Here is a 21,784-nt window from a genome sequence, read left to right as displayed (position 1 = left end):
CCTCGTATCCCGCTACCTCAGAAGGTCATGCGTGCCGACAAGGTGTACGACCGGTCGTTCTTGAAGAAGCTGCGCGGGGCTTCGAGCCCTGCGCCGTTCAGCAGGAAGTTGGTCTTGGTCGTCTCGTCGAGCAAGTTCGACGCGGTCACGCCGAGCTTGAAATGCTCGTTCACCGTCACGAACGCCGAGGCATCGAGCTGTCCGGTCGGCAATGCGTAGACCGGCAGGAATGGGAAGCAGCAATCGCGGTTGGTCAGCAGGAACTTCGAGCGCCAGCTATACGCGACGCGGGCATAGAACGGACCCTTGTCGTAGAAGCCGGCGACGTTGACGGTATGCTTCGACAGGCCCTGGAGCGGCAGGTTGTCGTACAGACCGGCGACGTCCTGCGGCGGACGGCTGCCATCCGCGGCGCCGTTGGCAGGCACCGGGTTGGGAATCTTGCCCGCCTTCACATAGGTGTAGTTCGCCTGCAGGCCGAGGCCGCCGAGCGCACCGGGCAGGAAGTCGAAGGTCTGCTGGTACGCGATTTCCGCACCCTTGATCCGCGACTTGCCGTCGACATTGGCAGGACCGTTGACCTGGACGTCGAACGTCTGGCCGTTGTTGGTCAGCGTGCGCGTGTAGCCCAGATTGTCGACGATGATGTTCGACAGGGTCTTGTGGAACACCGTCGCGGTCAGCGAGCCGACCTTCGAGAAATACCATTCGCTGGTCAAGTCGAACTGCAACGCCTCGACCGGCCGCAGATACGGGTTCCGCGACGTCGCCGAGAACTGGTAGTTGCCCGCGGTGTTGCCCGACGACACACCGACGCCGACGAAGTTGCGCAGATCGCCGAAGTTCGGACGCGAGATCGCCTTCGATCCGGCGGCACGGAACAGCAAGGTCGGCGTGACCTGCAGCTTCACGTTGGCGCTCGGCAGCCAGAAGTTGAACTTTTGCTTGGCGACATCCGGGATCGATCCGGAGTTCGCATAGGCGAGGATCGCCGCCTGCTGGGCTGCGGGCACGGTGCAGATCGCGTTGATCGTCCCCGACGCCGGCGGCTTGTCACGCTGCGACTGGCAGAACCCGGCCAGCGTCTGGGGATACGCTCCACCGGTCGGGGTCGCCGGCAGGTTGGACGCATCGAAGATGCTGCTCTGATTCGGGAAGGTGATCGCGCCGTTGGAGCTGTCCTTGGTATTGACGAAGCGCACGCCGACGTTGCCGGTCAGGCTCATGCCGTTGCCGAAATCCTCAACGCCGAAATCGGCGCGGACATAGGCGGACTTGGTCTGCTCGCGGTTACGATAGAGTTCGCTGTTCAGGTACGCGCCATCGTTCAGCGGGCTGCCATCGCCGTTCTTGCGATCTTCGAGCGCGGTATACCCGCCGCCGCCCAGGGTCGTGATCTTGCGCAGCAGATCGGTGAAAGCGTCGTGATCGCGCAAAATGTCTTCGGAGACGAACGTCGCGCTCGGCGGCGTGTTGGTCTGACCACGGAAGAAATTGGTGAAATTGTGCAGGCTCTGCTCGTTCTGACCAAGTGCCGCATAGCTCACCGGCCCCTTTGCCGACCACGTCTCGGACAGATAGCCCCAATTGTTGTAATCCGCCGACCGCACGAGCTGCTTGCGATCCGCATACCGGCCACCGACGCGGACGTTGCGCAGGAACGCGGTGTCGCTGACGTCGAACTGCGCATCGCCGCGGAAGGCCCATTCGTGGCCATCGTTATCCTGGCGACCGTTGAAGGCGTCGCGGAAATAGATCGAGTTGGGGTTGGCGAAATAGCTGGTCGTATCGAAGCCCGGTGTGATCGACGTGATCTGCGGGATGCTGCCGCGCAGGTCGATCGCGGTCTGGCTGAACGTCGCGGTGTCGAGGATGTCGTCGCGAACCTTGACCTTCGAAGTGGCGTATTGCCCGTCGAAATTCAGGTGGAGGCGCTCGATCGGCTCGAACTTGATGTTGAGCGACTGATCCTGCGAGATCGACTTCGAGAAGAAGTGACGGTTGGATTCGGTCGTGAACACGCCGTTCGGCGAAAACTGGCTCAGCACGCCGTACCCGTTCGGGCCGTTGCCCTGCACCGCGCCGGTGCGCTTGCCGAGCGTGCCGCTCGTGAAGACGCCGTTGTCGTCGTAGGTGAAGTCCGAGCCACCGACCGGGAACACCGTGTTGGCATCGCCGTAATAGACGTTGGGCTCGACGGTGTGCTCGAGCCAGTCGTCGGTCGATTCGGCGCGGACGAACTGTGCGGTGACCAGCAGGTTGCCCGACGCGGTCTCATATTGCGCGGCGCCCGAATAGCCGATGCGTGTGCGGTCGAAATCCTGCGAGCGCGAACCGGCGCCCAGCGGTGCGTATACGACGTTGCGACCGGCCGGCAGCGGGAAGGTATCGAACAGCGTCGACTGGAACGGCGTACCCGCGTTCAGCACGCGGCCTTCGCCGGCATCCTGGACGCCGTTGCCGTTCTTGTCGTCGTTATAGCGCGGCAGCATCGACGAGATGAACACCGAGTCCGAACGGCTGTAGAGCTTCTGGTAGGTGCCGCTAGCGAGGATGCCGAACCGGCCTGCGCTGCCCAGGTCGAACTGCTTCGAGACGAGCCCGACGAACTGCGGCGCGCCGCGCTTCTCGAGATCGCCGAGGTTCATGCCCGCCGAGAGGAACAGCAGGTCCTTCTTCGAGTCGAACGGCTTGCGCGTGTTGATGTTGACGGTACCGGCGATGCCGCCCTCGACCAGATCGGCGGTGAGGTTCTTGAACACCTCGACCGAGCCGACGATTTCCGCAGGGATGTCGTTGAAGCCGATCTCGCGACCGCCGCCTGCGGCAAACGCGTCGCGGCCGTTGAACTCGCCGCGGACATAGCTGAGGCCGCGGATGACGACGCCCGAACCCTGTGCCGAGTAATGCGCCGAGTCGCTGGGGGCGGCGAAGCGGCTGATCGACACGCCGGGAACGCGCTGCAGCGCTTCGTTGACCGACCGATCGGGGAGCGCACCGATGTCTTCCGCGGTGATCGCGTCGACGACGGTGTCCGAATTACGCTTGATGTTCTGTGCGTTGGCCAGGCTCTGGCGAATGCCGGTGACGACGATCTCGCCGCGGTCGGTGTCCGGGGTCGGATTACCGGCGTCCTGCGACGCACCCGAGGTGCCGGTGGTGTTGCTAGCCGAGCCGGGGGCCGTACCCGCGGTTGCCGAGTCGAGACTGGCCGAACCCGACGTCGTGCTTGCGACGCCCGAACCGGCCGGCGCCGGCACTGCCTGCGGATCCGCTGCAGCAGGATCGGCGACCTGCGCGAGGGCTGAGGGTGCCATGACGGCAATTGCGATTACCGAAACGCTTGCGCCAATAAGACGCGACGCGCGAGCGATCGCCCGCGATGATGCAACACCAGCCATGATAAACCCCTAAGCATCCTTCAGCGCGATCGCCGCCGCTCTTCGAGCAGACGATCTAATCGCACATCTCCAGATCGACGAACGTCCTTCGTTCGCCTTACCAAGGTGTTAGGCAGCAAAATTACGGATCACAAGACGAATAAGACAATTTGAAAGACAGATGTGTCAGACGTTGCCGAGGTGTGGCCAAAGTGTAACAGGCTCGGAACGGTCCTACTGATAAGAAGCTGTCGGAAGAGACTGTGCAAACGGTGCTGGCGAGAGGATGAAGGCGGGGATGGAGACGGGCGGAACGCGGGTTGTCGTGGTCGGTGGCGGAACGGCGGGATGGATGACGGCCGCAGCGCTGGTCAGGCTGTTGCCGACAGGGTGTAGCGTCCATCTGATCGAGTCGGCAGAGATCGGCATCGTCGGCGTCGGCGAAGCGACGCTGCCCCATATCCGCGCCTTCGTGGAGCGACTGGGTCTCGACGAGGCCGACTTCATGCGGGCTACGCATGCGACCTTCAAACTGGGAATCGACTTCCGCGACTTCGGCGCGATCGGCGACAGTTATATCCACCCGTTCGGCACGTTCGGCCGACCGCTCGACGATGTCGGCTTCCACCATTACTGGCTTCGGCTCGCGGCGGAGGGACGCGCAGGGCCAATCGGCGACTATTCGGTCGCGGTCGCCGCTGCGAAGGCGCACCGCTTCGCGATTCCCGGTGGCCCGGCGGACGATCTCGCGGCGAGCTTCGGCTATGCCTATCAGTTCGATGCGACCTTGTTCGGCCCCTATCTCCGCCGCTTTGCCGAAGCGCACGGCGCACGCCGGACCGAAGCGCGGATCGTGTCGGTCGACCAGGATCCGATGAGCGGCGACGTCCGTGCGGTCCGCCTCGACAATGGGGAGACGGTCGAGGGCGACCTGTTCGTCGATTGCTCCGGCTTCCGCAGCCTGTTGCTCGGCAATGCGATGGCCGAGCCGTGGGAGGACTGGTCGCGCTGGCTGCCGTGCGACCGCGCGGTCGCGATGCCGTGCACCTCGCCCGAGGGGCCGATCGAACCCTATACGAGAGCGACCGCGAAACCGGCCGGGTGGCAGTGGCGGATCCCGCTCCAGCACCGCGTCGGCAACGGCTATGTCTATTCCAGCGCGCATATTGCGGATCAGGCCGCTGCGGATGCGCTGGTCGCGTCGGTCGAGGGCACGCCGCTCGCCGATCCCCGCTTCCTCAAATTTCGCGCCGGTCGTCGCAGCAACAGCTGGGTCGGCAACGTCGTCGCGATCGGCCTCGCCTCGGGCTTCCTCGAGCCGCTCGAATCGACCAGCATCTACCTCGCGCAGATGGCGATCACGCAGTTGATCGAACTGTTTCCGCAGCGCGCCGGATCGGAGGGTATTTCCGCGACCGACCGGACCGAGTTCAACCGGATGGTCGACATGGAATATGACCGCATCCGCGACTTCCTGATCCTGCACTACCACGCCACCACCCGCGACGATTCGGACTTCTGGAATCATGTCCGGACGATGGACGTGCCCACGACGCTCGCCGACAAGATGGAGCTGTTCCGCCGCGCCGGTCGCGTGACGCAGTATAGCGAGGGGCTGTTCCTCGAACCGAGCTGGATCGCGGTCTATCTCGGGCAAGGCATCATCCCGCAGGCTTGGGACCAGCGCGCCGATCGCCCCGGGCTCGACGGTCTCGACCGCGCGGTCGCCAGCCTGCGCGATCATGTCGCCGCCACTGCTTCGGCGATGCCCGACCATGCCGCGTTCATCGCCCGCCGCAACGCGACGATTGCCGCGTGACCAGCCGCACGCCGATCGCGAGCATTGCCGTGCTGGGTGCCGGGGTCGTCGGCCTGTCCGCGGCGATCGCGTTCGCACGCGCGCTGCCGGGGTTGGCGGTGACTCTGATCGAGACCCCGGACGATCCCACGGCGCTAACCGATCGCCTCTCGGGCACGCTGCCGTCGATCACTGCGTTTCACGATCGGATCGGCCTGCGCGAACGCGATCTGCTCGCGGCGGGCGCGACGCACCGGCTCGGCACGCGGCTGTCGGACTGGAGCGCGGACGGGGCGCCTGTCGTGCTGGCGCAGGGAGAGCGCGGCGGGGCGATCGCTCCCGGCGCATTCCACCAGCATTGGCTGAATGCACGCCGCGCGGGGAAGACAGCGGCGTTCGATGCCTTTTCGGTGGCGGCCGTGCTCGCGGGCGCCGACAAGTTCGTCCATCCGTCCGACGATCCAAACTCGCCGATCTCGGGCTTCGGCTATGCGTTGCGACTCGATCCGCCCCGCTACCGCGACCTGTTGCGCGCGCTCGCCCGGCATATCGGCATCGTCCCCGTTCCCGGCGCCTTTGCGGGTGTCGAGCGCTGCGAAGACGGGCGGGTATCGGCATTGTTGCTAGCCGATGGGCGTCGCGTGGTCGCCGATCTGTATGTTGACTGTTCCGGCCCCGCTGCTCCGTTGCGGTCGGCAATGGATACGCAGTGGGACGATTGGCGGCGCTGGCTTCCGGTCGATCGTCTGTTGCTGGGGACGGCGCCGGTGCAGACCCTGACACCGACCGACGATCTGGTCGCCGTGCCGGCCGGCTGGCGGTTCGCAAGCCGGTTGCGCGACCGCACGCTGGTCGGGCTCGCCTACGCGGCGGAGCAGACATCGGACTCCAGCGCGCGGCGGATTCTGCCGGCCGGCGACACCTTCGTACCGCTCACGCCGGGCGCCCGCCCTGAGCCATGGAAGCACAACGTCCTCGCGTTGGGCGATGCCGCGGTCGTGCTCGATCCGCTTGCCGACGCCAACCTGTACCTCGCCCATGCCGCGATCCTCCGCGCGATCGACCTGCTGCCGGGGCGCGACTGCGCGCCGACCGAGCTCGCCGAATATAATCAGCGCAGTTACCGCCAGGCCGCTCGGGTCCGCGACGTCCAGGCGGCGCATTACCTGCCGACCGGTCGCACGCGCGGTCCGTTCTGGAAGCATGCGTCCCGCCTCCCCCGCCCCGACAGCCTCGCACACACGCTCGAACACTTTGCGCATCGCGGTCGCCTGCCGTTCTACGAGGATGAAAGCTTCGACAAGGACGACTGGCACGGCTTGCTGCTCGGTCTTGGCATCATCCCCCGCATCGCCGATCCGATCGCCTCGGCCAGCCCGCCCGAAACGATCGCCGCGACGCTGAAACGGCTCGCCGAGGCAACCGCCGCGTTGCCGGCGCGCCTGCCCCCCTATCCCCTGTATCTCGCGCAACTGGAGCGTGCACGATGACCGATCCCAACCCTGGCCCCATCCGCAAAGTCGTCATCGTCGGCGGGGGGACCGCCGGCTGGATGGCCGCCGCGGCCGCCGCCCGCTATCTCGACGATGGCCAGCGCCAGGTCGTCCTGATCGAGTCCGACGCGATCGGCACGGTCGGCGTCGGCGAGGCTACGATCCCGCCGATCCTCGGCTTCAACGCGCTGCTCGGGATCGACGAACGCGACTTCCTCCGCGCGACCGGCGCCACCTTCAAGCTCGGCATCGAGTTCGTCGGCTGGGACACTGGCGACGATCGCTACATGCACGCTTTCGGCGGGCATGGCCGCGACATCCAGGGGCTCGCCTTCCACCAGCTCTGGCTGAAACTGCGCGATCGTCCCGGTATCGGCACGCTCGAGGAATATGCCCCCTCCGCGGTGGCGGCCTATCTACACAAGTTCGGCCAGCCTGGCGGCCAGCCACCGCTCGCCTACGCCTATCATTTCGACGCCGGGCTCTACGCGGCGTTCCTCCGCCGCCGTGCCGAGGCCGGTGGCGTCACCCGGATCGAAGGGCGGATCACCGGCACCGATCGCGATCCGCTGACCGGCCATGTCCGCGCCGTTCGCCTCGAAGGTGGCCAATCGGTCGACGGCGACCTGTTCATCGACTGTTCCGGCTTCCGCAGCTTGTTGCTCGGCGAGACGATGGGCGTGGCGTTCGAGGACTGGTCGCACTGGCTCCCCTGCGATCGCGCAGTCGCGGTGCCGACCGAACCGAGCACGCCGCTATTGCCCTATACGCGGGCGACCGCGCGCACCGCCGGCTGGCAATGGCGGATCCCGCTCCAGCATCGCACCGGCAATGGCCATGTCTATTCCAGCGCGCACATCTCGGATGACGAGGCGACCGCTACGTTGCTCGCCAACCTCGACTCGAAACCGACCGCCGAGCCGCGCCAGTTGCGGTTTAAGGCGGGGCGTCGGGAAAGGCTGTGGGAGGGCAACGTCGTCGCGCTTGGCCTCGCTGGAGGGTTTCTCGAGCCACTCGAATCGACCAGCATCCACCTGATCCAGACCGGTATCTCGAAGCTGTTCGCGCTGTTCCCCGACCGCGGTTTTGCCGATGTCGAACGCGACGAATACAACCGCCTGATGGGTGACGCCTATACCTCGGTCCGCGACTTCATCATCCTGCACTATCACGCCACCCGGCGCGACGATTCCGCGTTCTGGCGGCATGTCCGGACGATGCCGATCCCCGATAGCCTAACGCGCAAGCTCACGCTGTTCCGCAAAAACGCCCGCATCTTCCGCTACGACGATGAACTTTTCGGCATTTCGAGCTGGGTGCAGGTGCTGCTCGGCCAGGATGTCGTCCCGGTAGGTTATGACCCGATCGTCGATGCGCTCGACGCCGACCGCGTTGCGGACGCGGTCCGTCAGATCCGCGGGGCGACGTTGCGCACGGCGCAGGCATTGCCCGGCCATGGCGACTTCGTTGCGGCGCATGGCCGGTTTGAGGGCGTCCCGCCCATGCGGTCCCCAATTCGAACCTAACGCCCAAAACATTTCGGCCCCGAGGCGCGCCTAAGCGCCCCGGGGCCGATCAGGTTGTCGGTAACGCAGTAGCTCAGCCGTGCAGCGACCGGCGGAACGTCTCCGGCAGGAACACCAACCCGACCAAGGCCGTCACCGCGCAGGCGACGATCGGATACCAGAGCCCGTAATAGATATCCCCGGTCGCCGCGACCATCGCGAACGCCGCGGTCGGCAGGAACCCGCCGAACCAGCCATTGCCGATATGATAGGGCAGCGACATCGACGTGTAGCGGATCCGCGTCGGGAACAGCTCGACGAGCAGCGCGGCGATCGGCCCGTAGACCATCGTCACGTACAGCACGAGCAGGACGAGGATCGCGACGACCATCGGCTTGTTGATCTGCGCCGGGTTCGCTTTTTCAGGGTAGCCCACTGCGGTAAGGGCGGTCTTCACCTCGGTGCCGAACGTCTTGATCGCAGCAGCCTTCTCGGGCCCCGATACGACTGCCGGGCTGACGACCGGGATGGTCGTGCCGCCGATCTTGATCTGCGCGACGGTACCGGCGGGTGCGATCACGTTCGCGTAGGAGATACCCGCCTTCGCCAGATACGCCTTGGCGATGTCGCACGAGCTGCTGTCGAACTTGTTCTTGCCGACCGGATCGAACTGCACCGAGCACTCGTCGGGGTTGGCCACCACCGTCACCGGCGAATTGGCCTGTGCCGCATAGAGAGCGGGGTTGGCGGCCTTCGACAGCGCATGGAACAGCGGCATGTAGGTGAGTGCGGCAAGCGCGCAGCCGGTCAGGATGATGTATTTCCGCCCGATCTTGTCCGACAGCCAGCCGAAGAAGATGAACGCCGGCGTGGCGATCAACAGCGCGATCGCGATCAGAATGTTGGTGGTCGGCCCGTCGACGCGCAAATTCTTCTCGAGGAAGAACAGCGCGTAGAACTGGCTGGTGTAGAACACGACGCCCTGGCCGACGACCGCACCGAACAGCGCGATCAGCACGACCTTGAGGTTGCTCCACTGCCCGAACGCCTCGGTCAGCGGCGCCTTCGAGGTCTTTCCCTCGTCCTTCATCTTCTGGAAAACCGGGCTCTCTTCGAGCTGCATGCGGATCCAGAGCGACACGGCGAGCAATGCGATCGAGACGATGAACGGGATACGCCAGCCCCAGGCCGCGAACGCCTCTTCGCCCACCAGAGTCCGTACGCCGATGACGATCAGCAGCGCCGCGAACAGCCCGAGCGAGGCGGTGGTCTGGATGAAGCTGGTGAACAGCCCGCGCTTCTTGTCGGGGGCATGCTCTGCCACGTAGGTCGCGGCACCACCATATTCGCCGCCGAGCGCGAGGCCCTGCAACAGGCGCAATACCACCAGCGCGATCGGCGCGGCGACGCCGACCGAGGCATAGCTCGGGAGCAGGCCGACCAGGAAGGTCGACAGGCCCATGATCGCCATCGTCACGAGGAAGGTGTTCTTGCGCCCAACGACATCGCCGATCCGCCCGAACACCAGCGCGCCGAACGGCCGCACCGCGAACCCTGCTGCGAACGCCGCGAGCGCGAAGATGAACCCGGTAGTCTCGTTGACGCCCGAGAAGAACTGCGCGGTGATGATCGTCGCCAGCAGGCCGTAGAGATAGAAGTCATACCATTCGAACACCGCGCCGAGCGACGACGCGATGATGATGAGCGGCTGGCTCTGCTTCACATGCCCGAGGGGCGAAGCATTCCCTGTTGTAGTCGCCATGGCGGTATCCTCTCAGATGGAGCGATTATGTTTAGAACGAGTAGCGTGCGGCGAGTTCGCCGCGGTCGAGCTTGCCGACCTGGCCGTCGACCAACCGCCGTTCCGCGTGGCGGAACTCGACACCCAGATCGATGGCCTTGATCGGCGAGAAGAACAGGTTGGCGGACGTGCTCCACGCCGACGCACTCGCGCCGATCGGTTCGCCGCCGGTCGGATAATCGATCGACTGGACGCTGCCGATGAAGGTCGAGCGCAGCTTGTCGGTCCAGCCGAGCTTGAGCGCAGCGAAGCCAGCGGTGAGGCTGGGCGTCCGCAATTCCGCGCCCGGCACCGCCGCGAAGACGGCGTCGGGCGCAAGGTTCAGGCCGACATACCGGCCGATGCCGTCGCCGTGCGTGACCATGAAGCGGATATCGGAACGGCCCGACACGTCGAGTGGCACCTTGCCCGCGAACGACACGCCCCAGCCCGTCGCGCTCTCGTTCAGCGGTCCGGTATCGATGGTCAGCTTGCGCGCCAGACCCGCCAGCGAGAACTCGCCGAACGCGGTCTTGTAGTTCAGCCGAGCCGCGACGTCGGGCAGGCGATCGTCCGCATTCTCGACGATCGCGGCAGAGGTCAGGCCGGTCGACGCGGTTTCCGGGTTCTCGGCCGCGACCGATACCGTCAGCGTATCGCTCAACTTGCGCGTATACCGCACCTGAGCCTGCCGAACGAACACGCTACCCTCCGACGGTCCGATGAAGTCGGTCGTCTCGGGCAGCGCGCCGATATACTGGAAGGTCGTCCATTCCTGACCGAACAGCCAATTGTCGTAGGTGAAGAACGCGCGACGCAGGCCGGGGTTGTAGCCGCTGACGACGCGCTGGTTACCCTGCGATCCCGGCACGACCTGGAAATCGACTTCCAGCAGACCCTTCAGGCTGTGTCCCGCGATCGGCGTGTCGGTCGCCAGCACGATCCGCGTCTGCTTGGCGTGCGATTCCAGGCTGTTGCCCTCGTTGCGACCGCCGACCGGGATCATGCTCGGGAAATAGAAGTCGCGACCGACCGATTCCGGCGCGATGTTGCCGCCGCTGTAGCGACTGACCGATGCCCAGGTCTTGATGAAGCCGTTCAGCTTGACCGTCGTCCCCGCGACCTTGAACCCGTCGGTCGACGCTGCGGCGGGTGCTTTCGCTTCGGCAAGCGCGGTCGGCGCGGTCGGCCCGACGGGGGCCGTCGGGTGCAGGTCGTTCGGCGCGGACGCGACCGCGGTTGGTGCGGCGGTCGACGTCGCCGGAGCGGCAGGCTGCGGCGCGGCCGCAGCCGTCGCCCGCGCGGCGTTCAGTTCACCGCGCAGGTCCTGAACCGCAGCTTCCAGTGCCTTCAGCCGCGTTTCCAGCTCGACCTCGCGCGCAGTCTGCGCTTGCACCACGCCGGGTACCAGCGCGGTGCCCGCGAGCAGCGCCGTCAAGGCCAGCCGTTTCTTGAACGCCATAAATGTCATCCCCGTCTCCGCGCTTTTCCACAGGTCTTACGCGTGGAATTAGCGTGGTCATCATGGCGCATTGCGTCCCTCCGTCCACCCCTTACTTTGGTGCGGGATGATCGCCCGAACACGACCGCGTACAGCGTGGCAAAAGGAGAGCCAGATGACCGAGGCAAGCTATCCCGTCCCCGCGGAATGGGCGAAGGACGCCCTGATCGACGCCGCCGCCTATGACCGGATGTATGCCGAGGCCGCGACCGATCCCGATGCGTTCTGGGCGAAGGAGGCCAAGCGCCTCGACTGGATCGTGCCGCCGACCAAGATCAAGGATACGTCGTTCGACGAGAGCGATTTCCACATCCGCTGGTTCGAGGACGGGCAGCTCAACGTCGCCGCCAACTGCGTCGATCGCCACGCCGACGCGCGTCCCGACGCGACCGCGATCCTGTGGGAGGGCGACGACCCCGCCGACGACCGCAAGATCAGCTATGCCGAACTGCGCGACGAGGTCTCGAAGCTCGGCAATGCGCTGAAGGCGAAGGGCGTCAAGAAGGGCGACCGCGTCACCATCTATCTGCCGATGATCCCCGAGGCGGCGTTCGCGATGCTCGCCTGCGCGCGGATTGGCGCGATCCATTCGGTCGTGTTCGGCGGCTTCTCGCCCGAGAGCCTGTGCAACCGCATCCACGACTGCGACAGCCGCATCGTCATCACCGCCGACGAGGGTTTGCGCGGCGGCAAGACCGTCCCGTTGAAGGCAAACGTCGACGCCGCGCTCGACCACGGCGATCTCGCGGTCGAGACCGTCATCGTCGTCCGTCGCACCGGCGGCAAGGTGACGATGGCCGAAGGCCGCGACTGCTGGTATTCGGAGTGCGTCGAGGGCCAGTCGACCGACTGCGCACCCGAGCCGATGAACGCCGAGGACCCGCTGTTCATCCTCTACACCAGCGGCTCGACCGGCCAGCCCAAGGGCGTGCTCCACTCGACCGGCGGGTATCTGGTGTGGGCGTCGATGACGCACGAATACGTCTTCAACTACCGCCCCGGCGAGATTTTCTGGTGCGCCGCCGACGTCGGCTGGGTCACCGGCCACACCTATTCGCTGTACGGCGCGCTCGCCAATGGTGCGACGACGGTGATGTTTGAGGGCGTGCCGAACTATCCCGATCACAGCCGGTTCTGGCAGATCGTCGATAAGTACCAGGTCAACATCCTCTACACCGCACCGACCGCGCTGCGGTCGCTGATGCGCGAGGGCGACGACTGGGTCACGCGCACCAGCCGCAAGTCGCTGCGCCTGCTCGGCTCGGTCGGCGAACCGATCAATCCGGAGGCGTGGAACTGGTATCACAAGGTCGTCGGCGACGGGCGCTGCCCGATCGTCGACACCTGGTGGCAGACCGAAACCGGCGGCCACATGATCTCGCCACTGCCCGGGGCAACCGCACTCAAGCCCGGTAGTGCGACCAAACCCCTGTTCGGCGTGATGCCCGAACTGGTCGATGCCGACGGGAAGGTTTTGGAGGGCGCGGTCGAGGGCAATCTCGTCATCGCCGACAGCTGGCCCGGCCAGATGCGCACCGTGTGGAACGATCACGAGCGCTTCTTCCAGACGTATTTCTCGACCTATCCCGGCAAGTATTTCACCGGCGACGGCTGCCGCCGCGACGAGGACGGCTATTACTGGATCACCGGCCGTGTCGACGACGTCATCAACGTGAGCGGCCACCGGATGGGCACCGCCGAAGTCGAGAGCGCGCTCGTCGCGCATTCGAAGGTGGCCGAAGCCGCGGTCGTCGGCATGCCGCACGACGTGAAGGGCCAGGGCATCTACGCCTACGTCACGCTCAACGCGAACGCCGAGCCGAGCGAGGACCTGCGCAAGGAACTCGTCCAATGGGTCCGCCGCGAGATCGGCCCGATTGCGACGCCCGACATCCTCCAGTTCGCGCCGGCGCTGCCCAAGACGCGCTCGGGGAAGATCATGCGCCGCATCCTGCGGAAGATCGCGGAGAACCAGCTCGACCAGCTCGGCGACACCTCGACGCTCGCCGATCCCGCGGTGGTCGACGCGCTGATCGCCGGCCGCGAGGAGGCTATCCCCGTACCGGCATGACGCGCACGATCCTCATCGCCGACGACCATCCGCTGTTCCGCCAGGCGCTCAAACTGGCGGTCAGCCGCGCCGCGCCCGATGCGGTGGTGATCGAGGCGGGGCAGCTCTGCGAGGCGGTCGACGCGGTGCGCGGGGCGGAGCGGCTCGATTTGATCCTGCTCGACCTGCGCATGCCGGGGTCGGAAGGTTTTGCGGGTGTTGCGCTGCTCCACGCGGAACGCCCCGACACGCCGATCATGGTAATCTCCTCGGCCGACGAAGCCGAGGCGGCACCGCGTGCGAGGGCCTATGGCGCGATCGGCTTCGTCTCCAAGACCGCCGACCTGACCACGCTCGAAACCGCCGTAGCCCGAGCCCTCGCCGGCGAACGCGACACCCCAACCGAAGGCGCCCCGATCGACGCGATGGCGACACGCGTCGCCAGCCTCACCCCCACCGAACTCAAGGTCCTCCTCGGTGTCCTCGCCGGCCGTCTCAACAAGCAAGTCGCCTTCGACCTCGGCATTTCGGAAGGCACGGTGAAGGGTCACATGACCGCCATCCTGCGCAAGCTAGGCGTCCAGAACCGCACGCAAGCGGTCCTCGCGGCACGGGCAATGGACATCCACTTCGCCGACTAGCCGCGCACCGTCACTCCCCAACCGTCATCCTGACGAAGCGTGTCCGTGCCCTCAATCCTCCCCCGCCAGGGGGAGGTGGCGCCGAAGGCGACGGAGGGGGAGGAACACGCAACCGCAGTTCCCCTATCCTCCCCCTCCGTCTGGCAAGAGCCAGCCACCTCCCCCTTGCGGGGGAGGATCAAGGAACCTCACCCCCCAGCGCCGCGGCCGCAGACGCATCCTCGATAAACCGCCACAAATCCGCCGGCACCACCGGCTTAGTCAACACGACAAGCCCAACACACCGCACATCCTCTGCCACCGCACGATCCGCCGTCACCAGCGCAATCGCCGGCGCCGGCTCCATCGCCCGCAACCGTGCAACCACATCCAGTCCGTCCTCCACTTCATCCAGATGGAAGTCGACCAGCGCCACGTCAGGCTCCTCGTCCGCCGCCAGTTCCATCGCCTCGGCGATCGTCGCAGCCAGCAACGGCACACACCGCCGCGCCCGCAACGCCGCATTGAGCGCCGCCAGAATCGTCGCATCATTATCGAGACACAGCACCCGCAACCCCGGCACCAGCGCACGCGTCGCGGAGGGCGTCGGCAACGCCACGTCCAACCCCGCCGGCGCCAGCGGCACCCGCACCGCAAACGTCGTCCCCCGCCCCAGTTCCGACCGCAACTCCACCGCCACCCCGAGCAACCGCGCAGTCCGGCGGACGATCGCCAGCCCGAGCCCGACCCCGCCGCCCGCGCTCCCCTTGCTTTCCAGCCGCTCGAACTCCTCGAAGATCCGCTCGCGGTCCCCAGCCGCAATCCCCGGCCCAGCATCACGCACCTCGATCAGTACGTCATCACCTCTGCGCCGCGCCCCGATCCAGATCCGCCCATCCGCCGAATAGCGCACCGCATTCGACAGGAAATTCTGCAATATCGAGCGCAACAACGACCGATCCGTCGCCACGCTGAACGCGCCGGGATGCGCCGCCAGCACCAGCCCGCGCTCGCCCGCCAGCGGCCGGAACTGCACCGCCAGTTCCTCGATCAGCGTCCCAAGTGCAAACCGCTCGACCTTCGGCACCACGCCCCCCGCATCGAGCCGCGACACGTCAAGCAGCGCGCGCAGCAACGTGTCCGCAGACCCGATCGCGCCATCGATCGCGCGCACTAGCTCAGCCTGATGTGGCGCCCTGTCCTCGGCAAGCGCCGCGCAGAACAGCCGCGCCGCATGCAGCGGCTGCAACAAATCATGGCTCGCCGCCGCCAGGAACCGCGTCTTGTCGCGCGTCGCGGTCTCGGCAATCGCGCGCGCCTCGCCGAGCATATGGTTCGACCGCGCAAGATCCTGCGTCCGTGCCGCGACCCGCGCCTCGAGATCGGCCTGCGCCTCCTTCTCCGCCGTGATGTCGGTGAAGCTCTGGACGTACCCGCCACCCGGCATCGGCCGCCCGACCATCTTGATCCAGCGCCCAGACGGCCGCTGCCGCTCGAAACTATGCGGCGTGCCGCGCGCGAGATGCGCCACCCGCCGACCGACATGCGCCGCGATATCACCCGCGATGCCCTCGCGCTCGGCATTGTAGCGGATTAGATCGGCGATCGCGCGCCCGACCACGACATAGCCCTCGGGATAGTCGAACATCTCGACGTAACGCGGATTCCACGCGACCAGCCGCAGGTCCGCGTCGATCACGCTGACGCCCGGATCGATCGTCTCCAAGGTCGCAGACAACAGCGTGCGCGAAAACCGCAGCGAGCGCCCGCGCTGGTCGAGCAGGCGGACCACGTCGCTGACGTCGATCGCCGACCCGGCAATGCTCGACGCGACGATCTTCCGCGCCGACGGTGCGCCGATCACGCCCGCGATCAGCCGCTCGGCAGTACGTGCGGCGGGACCGTCGATAGGCGCGCGCAGATCGGGTGACGCCACACCGATCGCCTCCGCCTCGCCATCGCCGACGAACCGCGCGACCAGCATCCGCAATTCGCCGAGTGTCGTGACGTGATCGAGCGCCGCATTCCCCCGATGCCTCTCGCGCACATGCAGCCCGGCCATCAGCGCAACGTTGACGCCGAGGCTCCACACCGTGCCGTTGACCAAAGGCGAACCGATCCGCCAGCCGAGCAACGCATCGGGATCGAGCCACCCGCGCGTGAACTGCGCCAGCGCCGGGCCGACACCCTCGCCGATCGACGGCAGCAACAGGCAGTAGATCCAGACGATCACGCCGCCTACCAGCCCCGCGCGCGCGGCGGTGTGGTTGGCGAAGTTCCACCCGACGCTCGCGATCAGCGCAGGCGCGAACTGCGCGACGCCCGCGAACGCGATCAGCCCGATCGACGCGAGCGGCAGGTCCGCACCGAGGCTGCGGCCGTACACCAGCGCGACCGCGACGATCGCCGCGATGATGACGCGCCGCACGCGCAGCATCCGCCGCCCCAGCTCGCCTTCGCCCGCCTCGCCGTGCCGCCGGAGCAGCAGCGGCGCGAGCAGGTCGTTGGTCGCCATCGTCGACAGCGCGATCGTCTCGACCACCACCATCGCCGTCGCCGCCGAGAAGCCGCCGAGAAATGCGATCAGCGCGACGAGGTGATGCCCCTGCTGCAACGGCACTGCCAGCACGTAAAGATCGGGCTCGGCATCCCACGGCAACAGCGTCATCCCCGCGAGCGCCAGCGGCAGCACGAGCAGCGAGATCACCACCATGTACGCGATGAACGGGCCACGTGCCCGGGCGACCGCGTCGGGCCCGCGCGCCTCGATCACGCCGACATAGAATTGCCGTGGCAGACACAGGATCGCCAACGCCGACAGCAGCGTCCGCACCCAGAAATCGGACGTCAGCGCGCCCCAGGTGAAGCCGGACTGCAGCCGCGCTAGTGACGGTGCCAGTGTCTCAGCCGGTACGTCGACGAGCAGCATCACGGTCACCACTCCGAGGACGACGAAGCACAGCAGCTTGATCAGCGACTCCGCCGCGATGGCCGCGACCACGCCAGGGTTGCGCCCGGAGACCTCGTACCGGCGCGCGCCGAACACAATCGCGAAGACCGCGAGCAGCAACGCGACCAGCAAGCCGACCTCCGCTGAGCTGCCGACTCCGGCGATCGCGCCGAAGCTCAGCGTCACCGACCGCAACTGGAGCGCGATATACGGCACCGACGCGAGCAACGCCGTCCCCGCGACGATCGCCGCGGTGCCTCGACTGCGGCCATAGCGCGCCGAAATGAAGTCGGAGATCGAACTCGACCCCTCCTCGCGTGCCAGCCTAACCAGCCGCGCGAGAAACTTCGGCGCGAGCAGGAACACGAGCGCCGGCCCGAGATAGATGGCGAGGTAATCCCACCCCCGCGTCGCCGCAGTCCCGACCCCGCCGAAGAACGTCCAGCTGCTGCAATAGACCGCCAGCGACAACGGGTACGCGATCCGCCCTAGCCGCTGCGACAGCCCGCGCCGATCGACCACCCACGCAATCCCGAACAGCAGCGCGCCATAACCGAGAATGGCGAGGATGATCATCGGTCGGGTGATGGACGCGCTCCGGTCTGGCGCCGAAGCGCAGTGTCACGCCAGACATAGCGCCGATCCGCGCGGTCGGCGACAGCCACGCGGCGTAAACCGAGTGGTTGTCGCTCGCCTCGATCCTCCCGCCAGGAGGAGGATACGCAGGTGAGAAGCTAGAGCAGCTTGTCGAGCGTGATCGGCAGGTCGCGAACGCGTTTGCCGCAGGCATTGTAGACCGCATTGGCGACCGCCGCGGCGACGCCGGTGATGCCGATCTCGCCGATCCCGTGCGCGCCCATCGGCGTGTGCGGGTCGGCGATGTCGGTCCAGATCACATCGATCTCGGGCACGTCGAGATGCACCGGCACATGATATTCGGCGAGGCTCGGGTTCATGATCCGGCCGTTGCGCTCGTCGAACTGCGTCTCCTCCATCAGCGCCATGCCGAGCCCCATGATGATCCCGCCGCGGAACTGGCTGCGCGCCGTCTTGGGGTTGAGGATACGCCCGGTGTCGAACGAGCCCAGAAAGCGGCTGACGCGCGTCTCGCCGGTGACGCTGTTGACGCGCACCTCGCAGAACATCGCGCCATAGGAATGCATCGACCAGTGCATCATTTCGAGCGGCTGCGACGCTTCTTCAGTGACCGTCACGCTGTCCCGCTGCGCCCGACCCAGGATCGACGCATAGCTCTCGCGGCGCGTGGGATCGTCGAGCTTGGCGAGGCCCGCATCGTCGCTGCCAACCTCGTCCACCGACAGCCCGGCAAGCGGGGAGTCGTTCCCGGCAAGCTTGAGCAGCTCACTTACCAGCGCATTGTGCGCGGCGATCACCGCCGCACCAATCGCCGCGGTCTGCTGCGATCCGCCGGCGAGGATCGCGCCGGGAATGATCGAATCGCCATAGCGCACCTCGACCGCGTCCATCGGCAGCGCGAGCCGCTCGGCCGCGACCATCGCCGTGGTCGTCGCGGTGCCCATCCCCATTTCCTGCGCGGACACTTCGACGATCGCGATCGCGGTCGCGGCCCCCGTCCCCGGTGCCGACAGCGTGATCCGCGCCGCAGCACCCGGCATCCGGTAATAGGGATAGGTGGCGGTCGCGCAGCCCATCCCGATCAGCCACTCGCCGTCGCGGCGCAGGCCCGGCTCGGACGACCGCTGGTCCCAACCGAATTTCTCCGCGCCGGCACGCCAAGCCTCGACGACATGCCGCGACGAGAAGGGCAGCCCCGAAAGCGGATCGGTGTCCGGTTCGTTGCGGATGCGGAGGTCGATCGGATCGATACCGAGTTCTACCGCAAGTTCGTCGATGCCGGATTCGAGCGCGAAGGTGCCGACCGACTCGCCGGGCGCGCGCATGAACGTGTTGGCGAGCATGTTGAGCCGGACGACCTCGACCGACAGTTTCACGCTGTCCGCCGCATAACCCGATTTCGAGCCGACGATGAACGGCTCGGGCATGTCGTTGTGCGGCGTCGTCGCGGTCGTGCCCGCGTGGATCATTGCCTGGAAATGGCCATCGGCGGCAGCGCCGATCGCAACCCGCTGTTCGGTCAGCGTGCGGCCACCGACGATCCGGTAGACGCCCTCGCGACTGAGCGCGATCCTCACCGGCCGCTGCACGAGCTTGGCCGCAGCCGCGCCGAGGATCTGGTGATCCCACAAGCACTTTCCGCCAAAGCCGCCACCGACATAGGGCGACAGGACATGGACCTGGTCGGCGGCAAGATCGAACACGTCGGCGATCGTCGCGGCCTCCGCGGTGACCAGCTGGCTCGCATCGTGGATCGTCAGTCGATCACCCTCCCAGACCACCGTCGACGCGTGCGGTTCGATCGCATTGTGGTTGTGGCGCGGCGTCCGATAGACGTTATCGACCGCGTGCGGTGCCGCCTTGAGCATCGCCTCCGCATCACCGACCTCTGCCTGCAAAGCCTGTCCCATGAACGCGCCGGGTTCCGCCCCCGCGGCCTTGGCCTCGGCGAACGAGGTCAGTGCCGGTTCGGCGGCATAGTCCGCGACGATCAGCGACGCGGCATGATCCGCCTGCTCCTGCGTCTCGGCAAGGACGACCGCGATCGGCTGGCCGTTCCAGTGGATCCGGTCGTCCTGCATGATCGGCAGGTCGGCGGGGCCGGCAGCGGTCGGCGACGAGCCGAACACCGCAGGCCGGTTCATCCGTGGCGCGTTGCGATGCGTCATCACCAGCACGACGCCGGTCGCGGCCTCGGCAGCTTCCGTATCCAGCCGCGCAATCCGCCCGCGCGGGATCGTCGCATAGGCCAGCGCGGCATAGACCATCCCCGGCAGCGGCACCTCGGCGGCAAAGCGCGCCGCACCCTGCACCTTGGCCGCGCCATCGAGACGCGACACCGGCGTCCCGATCAGCCCGTGCTGGCGGCGGATCAACGGATCGGGAACGCCCCCTGGAATCCAGCTGTCGGGTGCCAGCGGCACGAGTTTCTCCATCGCGCCCTGCACCACGGCTTGCGTTGCGCCCTTGACGCTGTCGACGATGCTCATGCGCTTGCTCCTGCGAGATCGCCGAGCACGGCGACCAGCGTCCGCTTGACGAGTTCGATCTTGAAGCCGTTGTCGCGCAGGGGATGCGCGTCGGCCAGTTCGGCCAGCGCCGCCTCGCGGAACAGCGCCGCGCTCGGTACCGCACCGCGGAGGATCGCTTCCGCCTTCAGCGCGCGCCACGGCTTGTGCGCGACGCCGCCCAGCGCGATCCGCACGTTGCCTACCCGGCCATCGTCGATCCGCAACGCAGCGGCCACCGAAACCAGCGCGAACGCATAGCTCGCCCGGTCGCGAACTTTGCGGTAGGTCGAGTTGGTCGCGAACGGCATCGGCGGCACTGTGATCGCGGTGATCAGTTCGCCAGGTGCGAGCACCGTGTCGCGGTCGGGATGGTCACCGGGCAGGCGGTGAAGCTCGGCGAACGGCAGCGTGCGCGCCCCTGCGACGCCATCGATGTGCACGATCGCATCGAGCGCGGTGAGCGCGACGCACATGTCCGAAGGATGCGTCGCGACGCAGGCGGGCGAGGCGCCAAGGATCGCGTGGATTCGATTGAACCCGCCCGCCGCATCGCACCCCGACCCAGGCTGGCGCTTATTGCAGTTCGAGCCGTCGGTATCGTAGAAATAGGTGCACCGTGTGCGTTGCAGCAAATTGCCGCCGACCGTCGCCATGTTGCGGATCTGCGGTGACGCCCCCGCCAGGATCGCGCGCGTCAGCACGGGATAGCGTTCGCGTACCACCGGATGCTCGGCGAGCGCGGTGTTGCGGACCGCGGCGCCGATCGACAGCCCGCCGTCCTCGGTTTCGGCGATCTCGGCGGACAGGCCGGTGACGTCGATCACGCGATCGGGCCGGGCGATCGTCTCGCGCATCAGGTCGACCAGGTTGGTGCCGCCGCCAAGATAGGCCGTGGCCGGGTCAGCCCCGAGCGTGATCGCATCGGCAATGCCGTCGGCGCGTGCGTAGGTGAACGGCGTCATGCCACGTCCTCCGCGACACCGGTTCGATCCGCGTCGACGGTCTGCGCGATCGCATCGATGATGCCGTTATGCGCACCGCAGCGACACAGATTGCCGCTCATCCGCTCCTGGAGTTCCTCACGCGTCAGCGTGACGAAGGCGGACAGGTCGGCGGTGACGTTACTCGGCAAACCCCGCTTGGCCTCGTTCGCCATGCCGATCGCCGAACAGATCTGCCCCGGCGTGCAATAGCCGCACTGGAAGCCGTCATGATCGATGAACGCCTGCTGCAACGGATGCAGCGCGCCGTCGGTCGAGAGCCCTTCGATCGTGGTGATGCTCCGGCCGGTATATTGGACCGCCAGCGCAAGGCAGGACAGGATCCGCTCACCATCGACGAGGACGGTGCAGGCGCCGCACGCCCCCTGGTTACAGCCCTTCTTCGTACCCGTCAGATCAAGATGTTCGCGCAGGAAATCGAGCAGCGAGACACGTGGATCGGCCGGCGGTTCGGCCGTCGTGCCGTTGATAATCATCGACATCGCGATCTCCTGACTTCTGGTATTTTCTCGTTCGTGCCGGTCTATCCGAAGCCGCGTGCCACCACCATAGATTGAGGGTCGTGACGGCCGGACCCCGCCAAATAAAAAGGACCGGGG

The 21,784-nt window shown here is 66.7% G+C and carries 12 protein-coding genes; 5 read left to right on the top strand and 7 right to left on the bottom strand.

The window, feature by feature from the left end; genetic code table 11:
• Positions 1-17: 17 nt before the first annotated feature.
• Positions 18-3,317, bottom strand: a complete 3,300-nt coding sequence (locus U1763_RS01195) for a TonB-dependent receptor (RefSeq protein ID WP_332753755.1) — start codon at positions 3,315-3,317, stop codon at positions 18-20.
• Positions 3,318-3,666: 349 nt separating this feature from the next.
• On the opposite strand from U1763_RS01195, the gene U1763_RS01190 reads away from it, so the two are divergent.
• Genes U1763_RS01190 through U1763_RS01180 form a run of 3 tightly spaced genes read left to right on the top strand, consistent with a single transcriptional unit; the run spans position 3,667 to position 8,197 of the window.
• Positions 3,667-5,199: a tryptophan halogenase family protein gene (locus U1763_RS01190; protein ID WP_332753754.1), complete on the top strand. Its 1,533-nt coding sequence runs from the start codon at positions 3,667-3,669 to the stop codon at positions 5,197-5,199.
• Positions 5,196-6,668, top strand: a complete 1,473-nt coding sequence (locus U1763_RS01185; RefSeq protein WP_332753753.1) for a tryptophan 7-halogenase — start codon at positions 5,196-5,198, stop codon at positions 6,666-6,668. Before U1763_RS01190 ends, U1763_RS01185 begins: the two co-directional genes overlap by 4 nt.
• On the top strand, positions 6,665-8,197 hold the full coding sequence (locus U1763_RS01180) for a tryptophan halogenase family protein (protein ID WP_332753752.1): 1,533 nt from the start codon (positions 6,665-6,667) through the stop codon (positions 8,195-8,197). The genes U1763_RS01185 and U1763_RS01180 overlap by 4 nt, the downstream gene beginning before the upstream one ends.
• Positions 8,198-8,270: 73 nt before the next feature.
• On the opposite strand, the gene U1763_RS01175 is transcribed toward U1763_RS01180, so the two are convergent.
• Both U1763_RS01175 and U1763_RS01170 read right to left on the bottom strand, forming a co-directional pair.
• The gene (locus U1763_RS01175) at positions 8,271-9,938 is read right to left on the bottom strand and encodes an MFS transporter (protein ID WP_332753751.1); all 1,668 of its coding nucleotides are present in this window, start codon (positions 9,936-9,938) and stop codon (positions 8,271-8,273) included.
• A 31-nt stretch (positions 9,939-9,969) separates the two neighbouring features.
• Positions 9,970-11,418 carry a DcaP family trimeric outer membrane transporter gene (locus U1763_RS01170; protein ID WP_332753750.1) on the bottom strand — a complete coding sequence of 483 codons (1,449 nt, stop codon included), beginning with the start codon at positions 11,416-11,418 and terminating at the stop codon, positions 9,970-9,972.
• Positions 11,419-11,572: 154 nt separating this feature from the next.
• Between U1763_RS01170 and acs the strand changes: the two genes are divergently transcribed.
• Together acs and U1763_RS01160 are read left to right on the top strand one after the other, a co-directional pair.
• Positions 11,573-13,528, top strand: a complete 1,956-nt coding sequence (gene acs / locus U1763_RS01165; RefSeq protein WP_332753749.1) for an acetate--CoA ligase — start codon at positions 11,573-11,575, stop codon at positions 13,526-13,528.
• Positions 13,525-14,148: a response regulator transcription factor gene (locus U1763_RS01160; protein ID WP_332753748.1), complete on the top strand. Its 624-nt coding sequence runs from the start codon at positions 13,525-13,527 to the stop codon at positions 14,146-14,148. The genes acs and U1763_RS01160 overlap by 4 nt, the downstream gene beginning before the upstream one ends.
• A gap of 178 nt (positions 14,149-14,326) precedes the next feature.
• Here U1763_RS01160 and U1763_RS01155 read toward each other — a convergent pair whose 3' ends face one another.
• The 4 genes from U1763_RS01155 to U1763_RS01140 form a co-directional block, all read right to left on the bottom strand.
• Positions 14,327-17,653 (bottom strand): hybrid sensor histidine kinase/response regulator, encoded by a 3,327-nt coding sequence (locus U1763_RS01155; protein ID WP_332753747.1) that lies wholly within the window; start codon positions 17,651-17,653, stop codon positions 14,327-14,329.
• Between the two features lie 158 nt (positions 17,654-17,811).
• Entirely contained in the window at positions 17,812-20,163 is a 2,352-nt protein-coding gene (locus U1763_RS01150; RefSeq protein WP_332753746.1) for a xanthine dehydrogenase family protein molybdopterin-binding subunit, read from the bottom strand.
• Complete coding sequence (locus U1763_RS01145) at positions 20,160-21,146, bottom strand: FAD binding domain-containing protein (protein WP_332753745.1); 987 nt, start codon at positions 21,144-21,146, stop codon at positions 20,160-20,162. Before U1763_RS01145 ends, U1763_RS01150 begins: the two co-directional genes overlap by 4 nt.
• Positions 21,143-21,667 (bottom strand): 2Fe-2S iron-sulfur cluster-binding protein, encoded by a 525-nt coding sequence (locus U1763_RS01140; RefSeq protein WP_332753744.1) that lies wholly within the window; start codon positions 21,665-21,667, stop codon positions 21,143-21,145. Before U1763_RS01140 ends, U1763_RS01145 begins: the two co-directional genes overlap by 4 nt.
• Positions 21,668-21,784: the final 117 nt, after the last annotated feature.

Source organism: Sphingomonas sorbitolis (assembly GCF_036663875.1).
In the GTDB taxonomy this organism is placed as follows: Bacteria; Pseudomonadota; Alphaproteobacteria; order Sphingomonadales; family Sphingomonadaceae; genus Sphingomonas.
The sequence above is the reverse complement of the archived record's forward strand: the minus strand, read 5'-3'. Positions and strand labels throughout refer to the sequence as shown.

Coding starts and splice junctions, on each gene's coding strand:
- acs (WP_332753749.1), top strand. CDS start 11,573: ATGACCGAGGCAAGCTATCCCGTCCCCGCGGAATGGGCGAAGGACGCC.
- U1763_RS01140 (WP_332753744.1), bottom strand. CDS start 21,667: ATGTCGATGATTATCAACGGCACGACGGCCGAACCGCCGGCCGATCCA.
- U1763_RS01195 (WP_332753755.1), bottom strand. CDS start 3,317: ATGGCACCCTCAGCCCTCGCGCAGGTCGCCGATCCTGCTGCAGCGGAT.
- U1763_RS01145 (WP_332753745.1), bottom strand. CDS start 21,146: ATGACGCCGTTCACCTACGCACGCGCCGACGGCATTGCCGATGCGATC.
- U1763_RS01155 (WP_332753747.1), bottom strand. CDS start 17,653: ATGATCATCCTCGCCATTCTCGGTTATGGCGCGCTGCTGTTCGGGATT.
- U1763_RS01180 (WP_332753752.1), top strand. CDS start 6,665: ATGACCGATCCCAACCCTGGCCCCATCCGCAAAGTCGTCATCGTCGGC.
- U1763_RS01150 (WP_332753746.1), bottom strand. CDS start 20,163: ATGAGCATCGTCGACAGCGTCAAGGGCGCAACGCAAGCCGTGGTGCAG.
- U1763_RS01175 (WP_332753751.1), bottom strand. CDS start 9,938: ATGGCGACTACAACAGGGAATGCTTCGCCCCTCGGGCATGTGAAGCAG.
- U1763_RS01170 (WP_332753750.1), bottom strand. CDS start 11,418: ATGGCGTTCAAGAAACGGCTGGCCTTGACGGCGCTGCTCGCGGGCACC.
- U1763_RS01190 (WP_332753754.1), top strand. CDS start 3,667: ATGAAGGCGGGGATGGAGACGGGCGGAACGCGGGTTGTCGTGGTCGGT.
- U1763_RS01160 (WP_332753748.1), top strand. CDS start 13,525: ATGACGCGCACGATCCTCATCGCCGACGACCATCCGCTGTTCCGCCAG.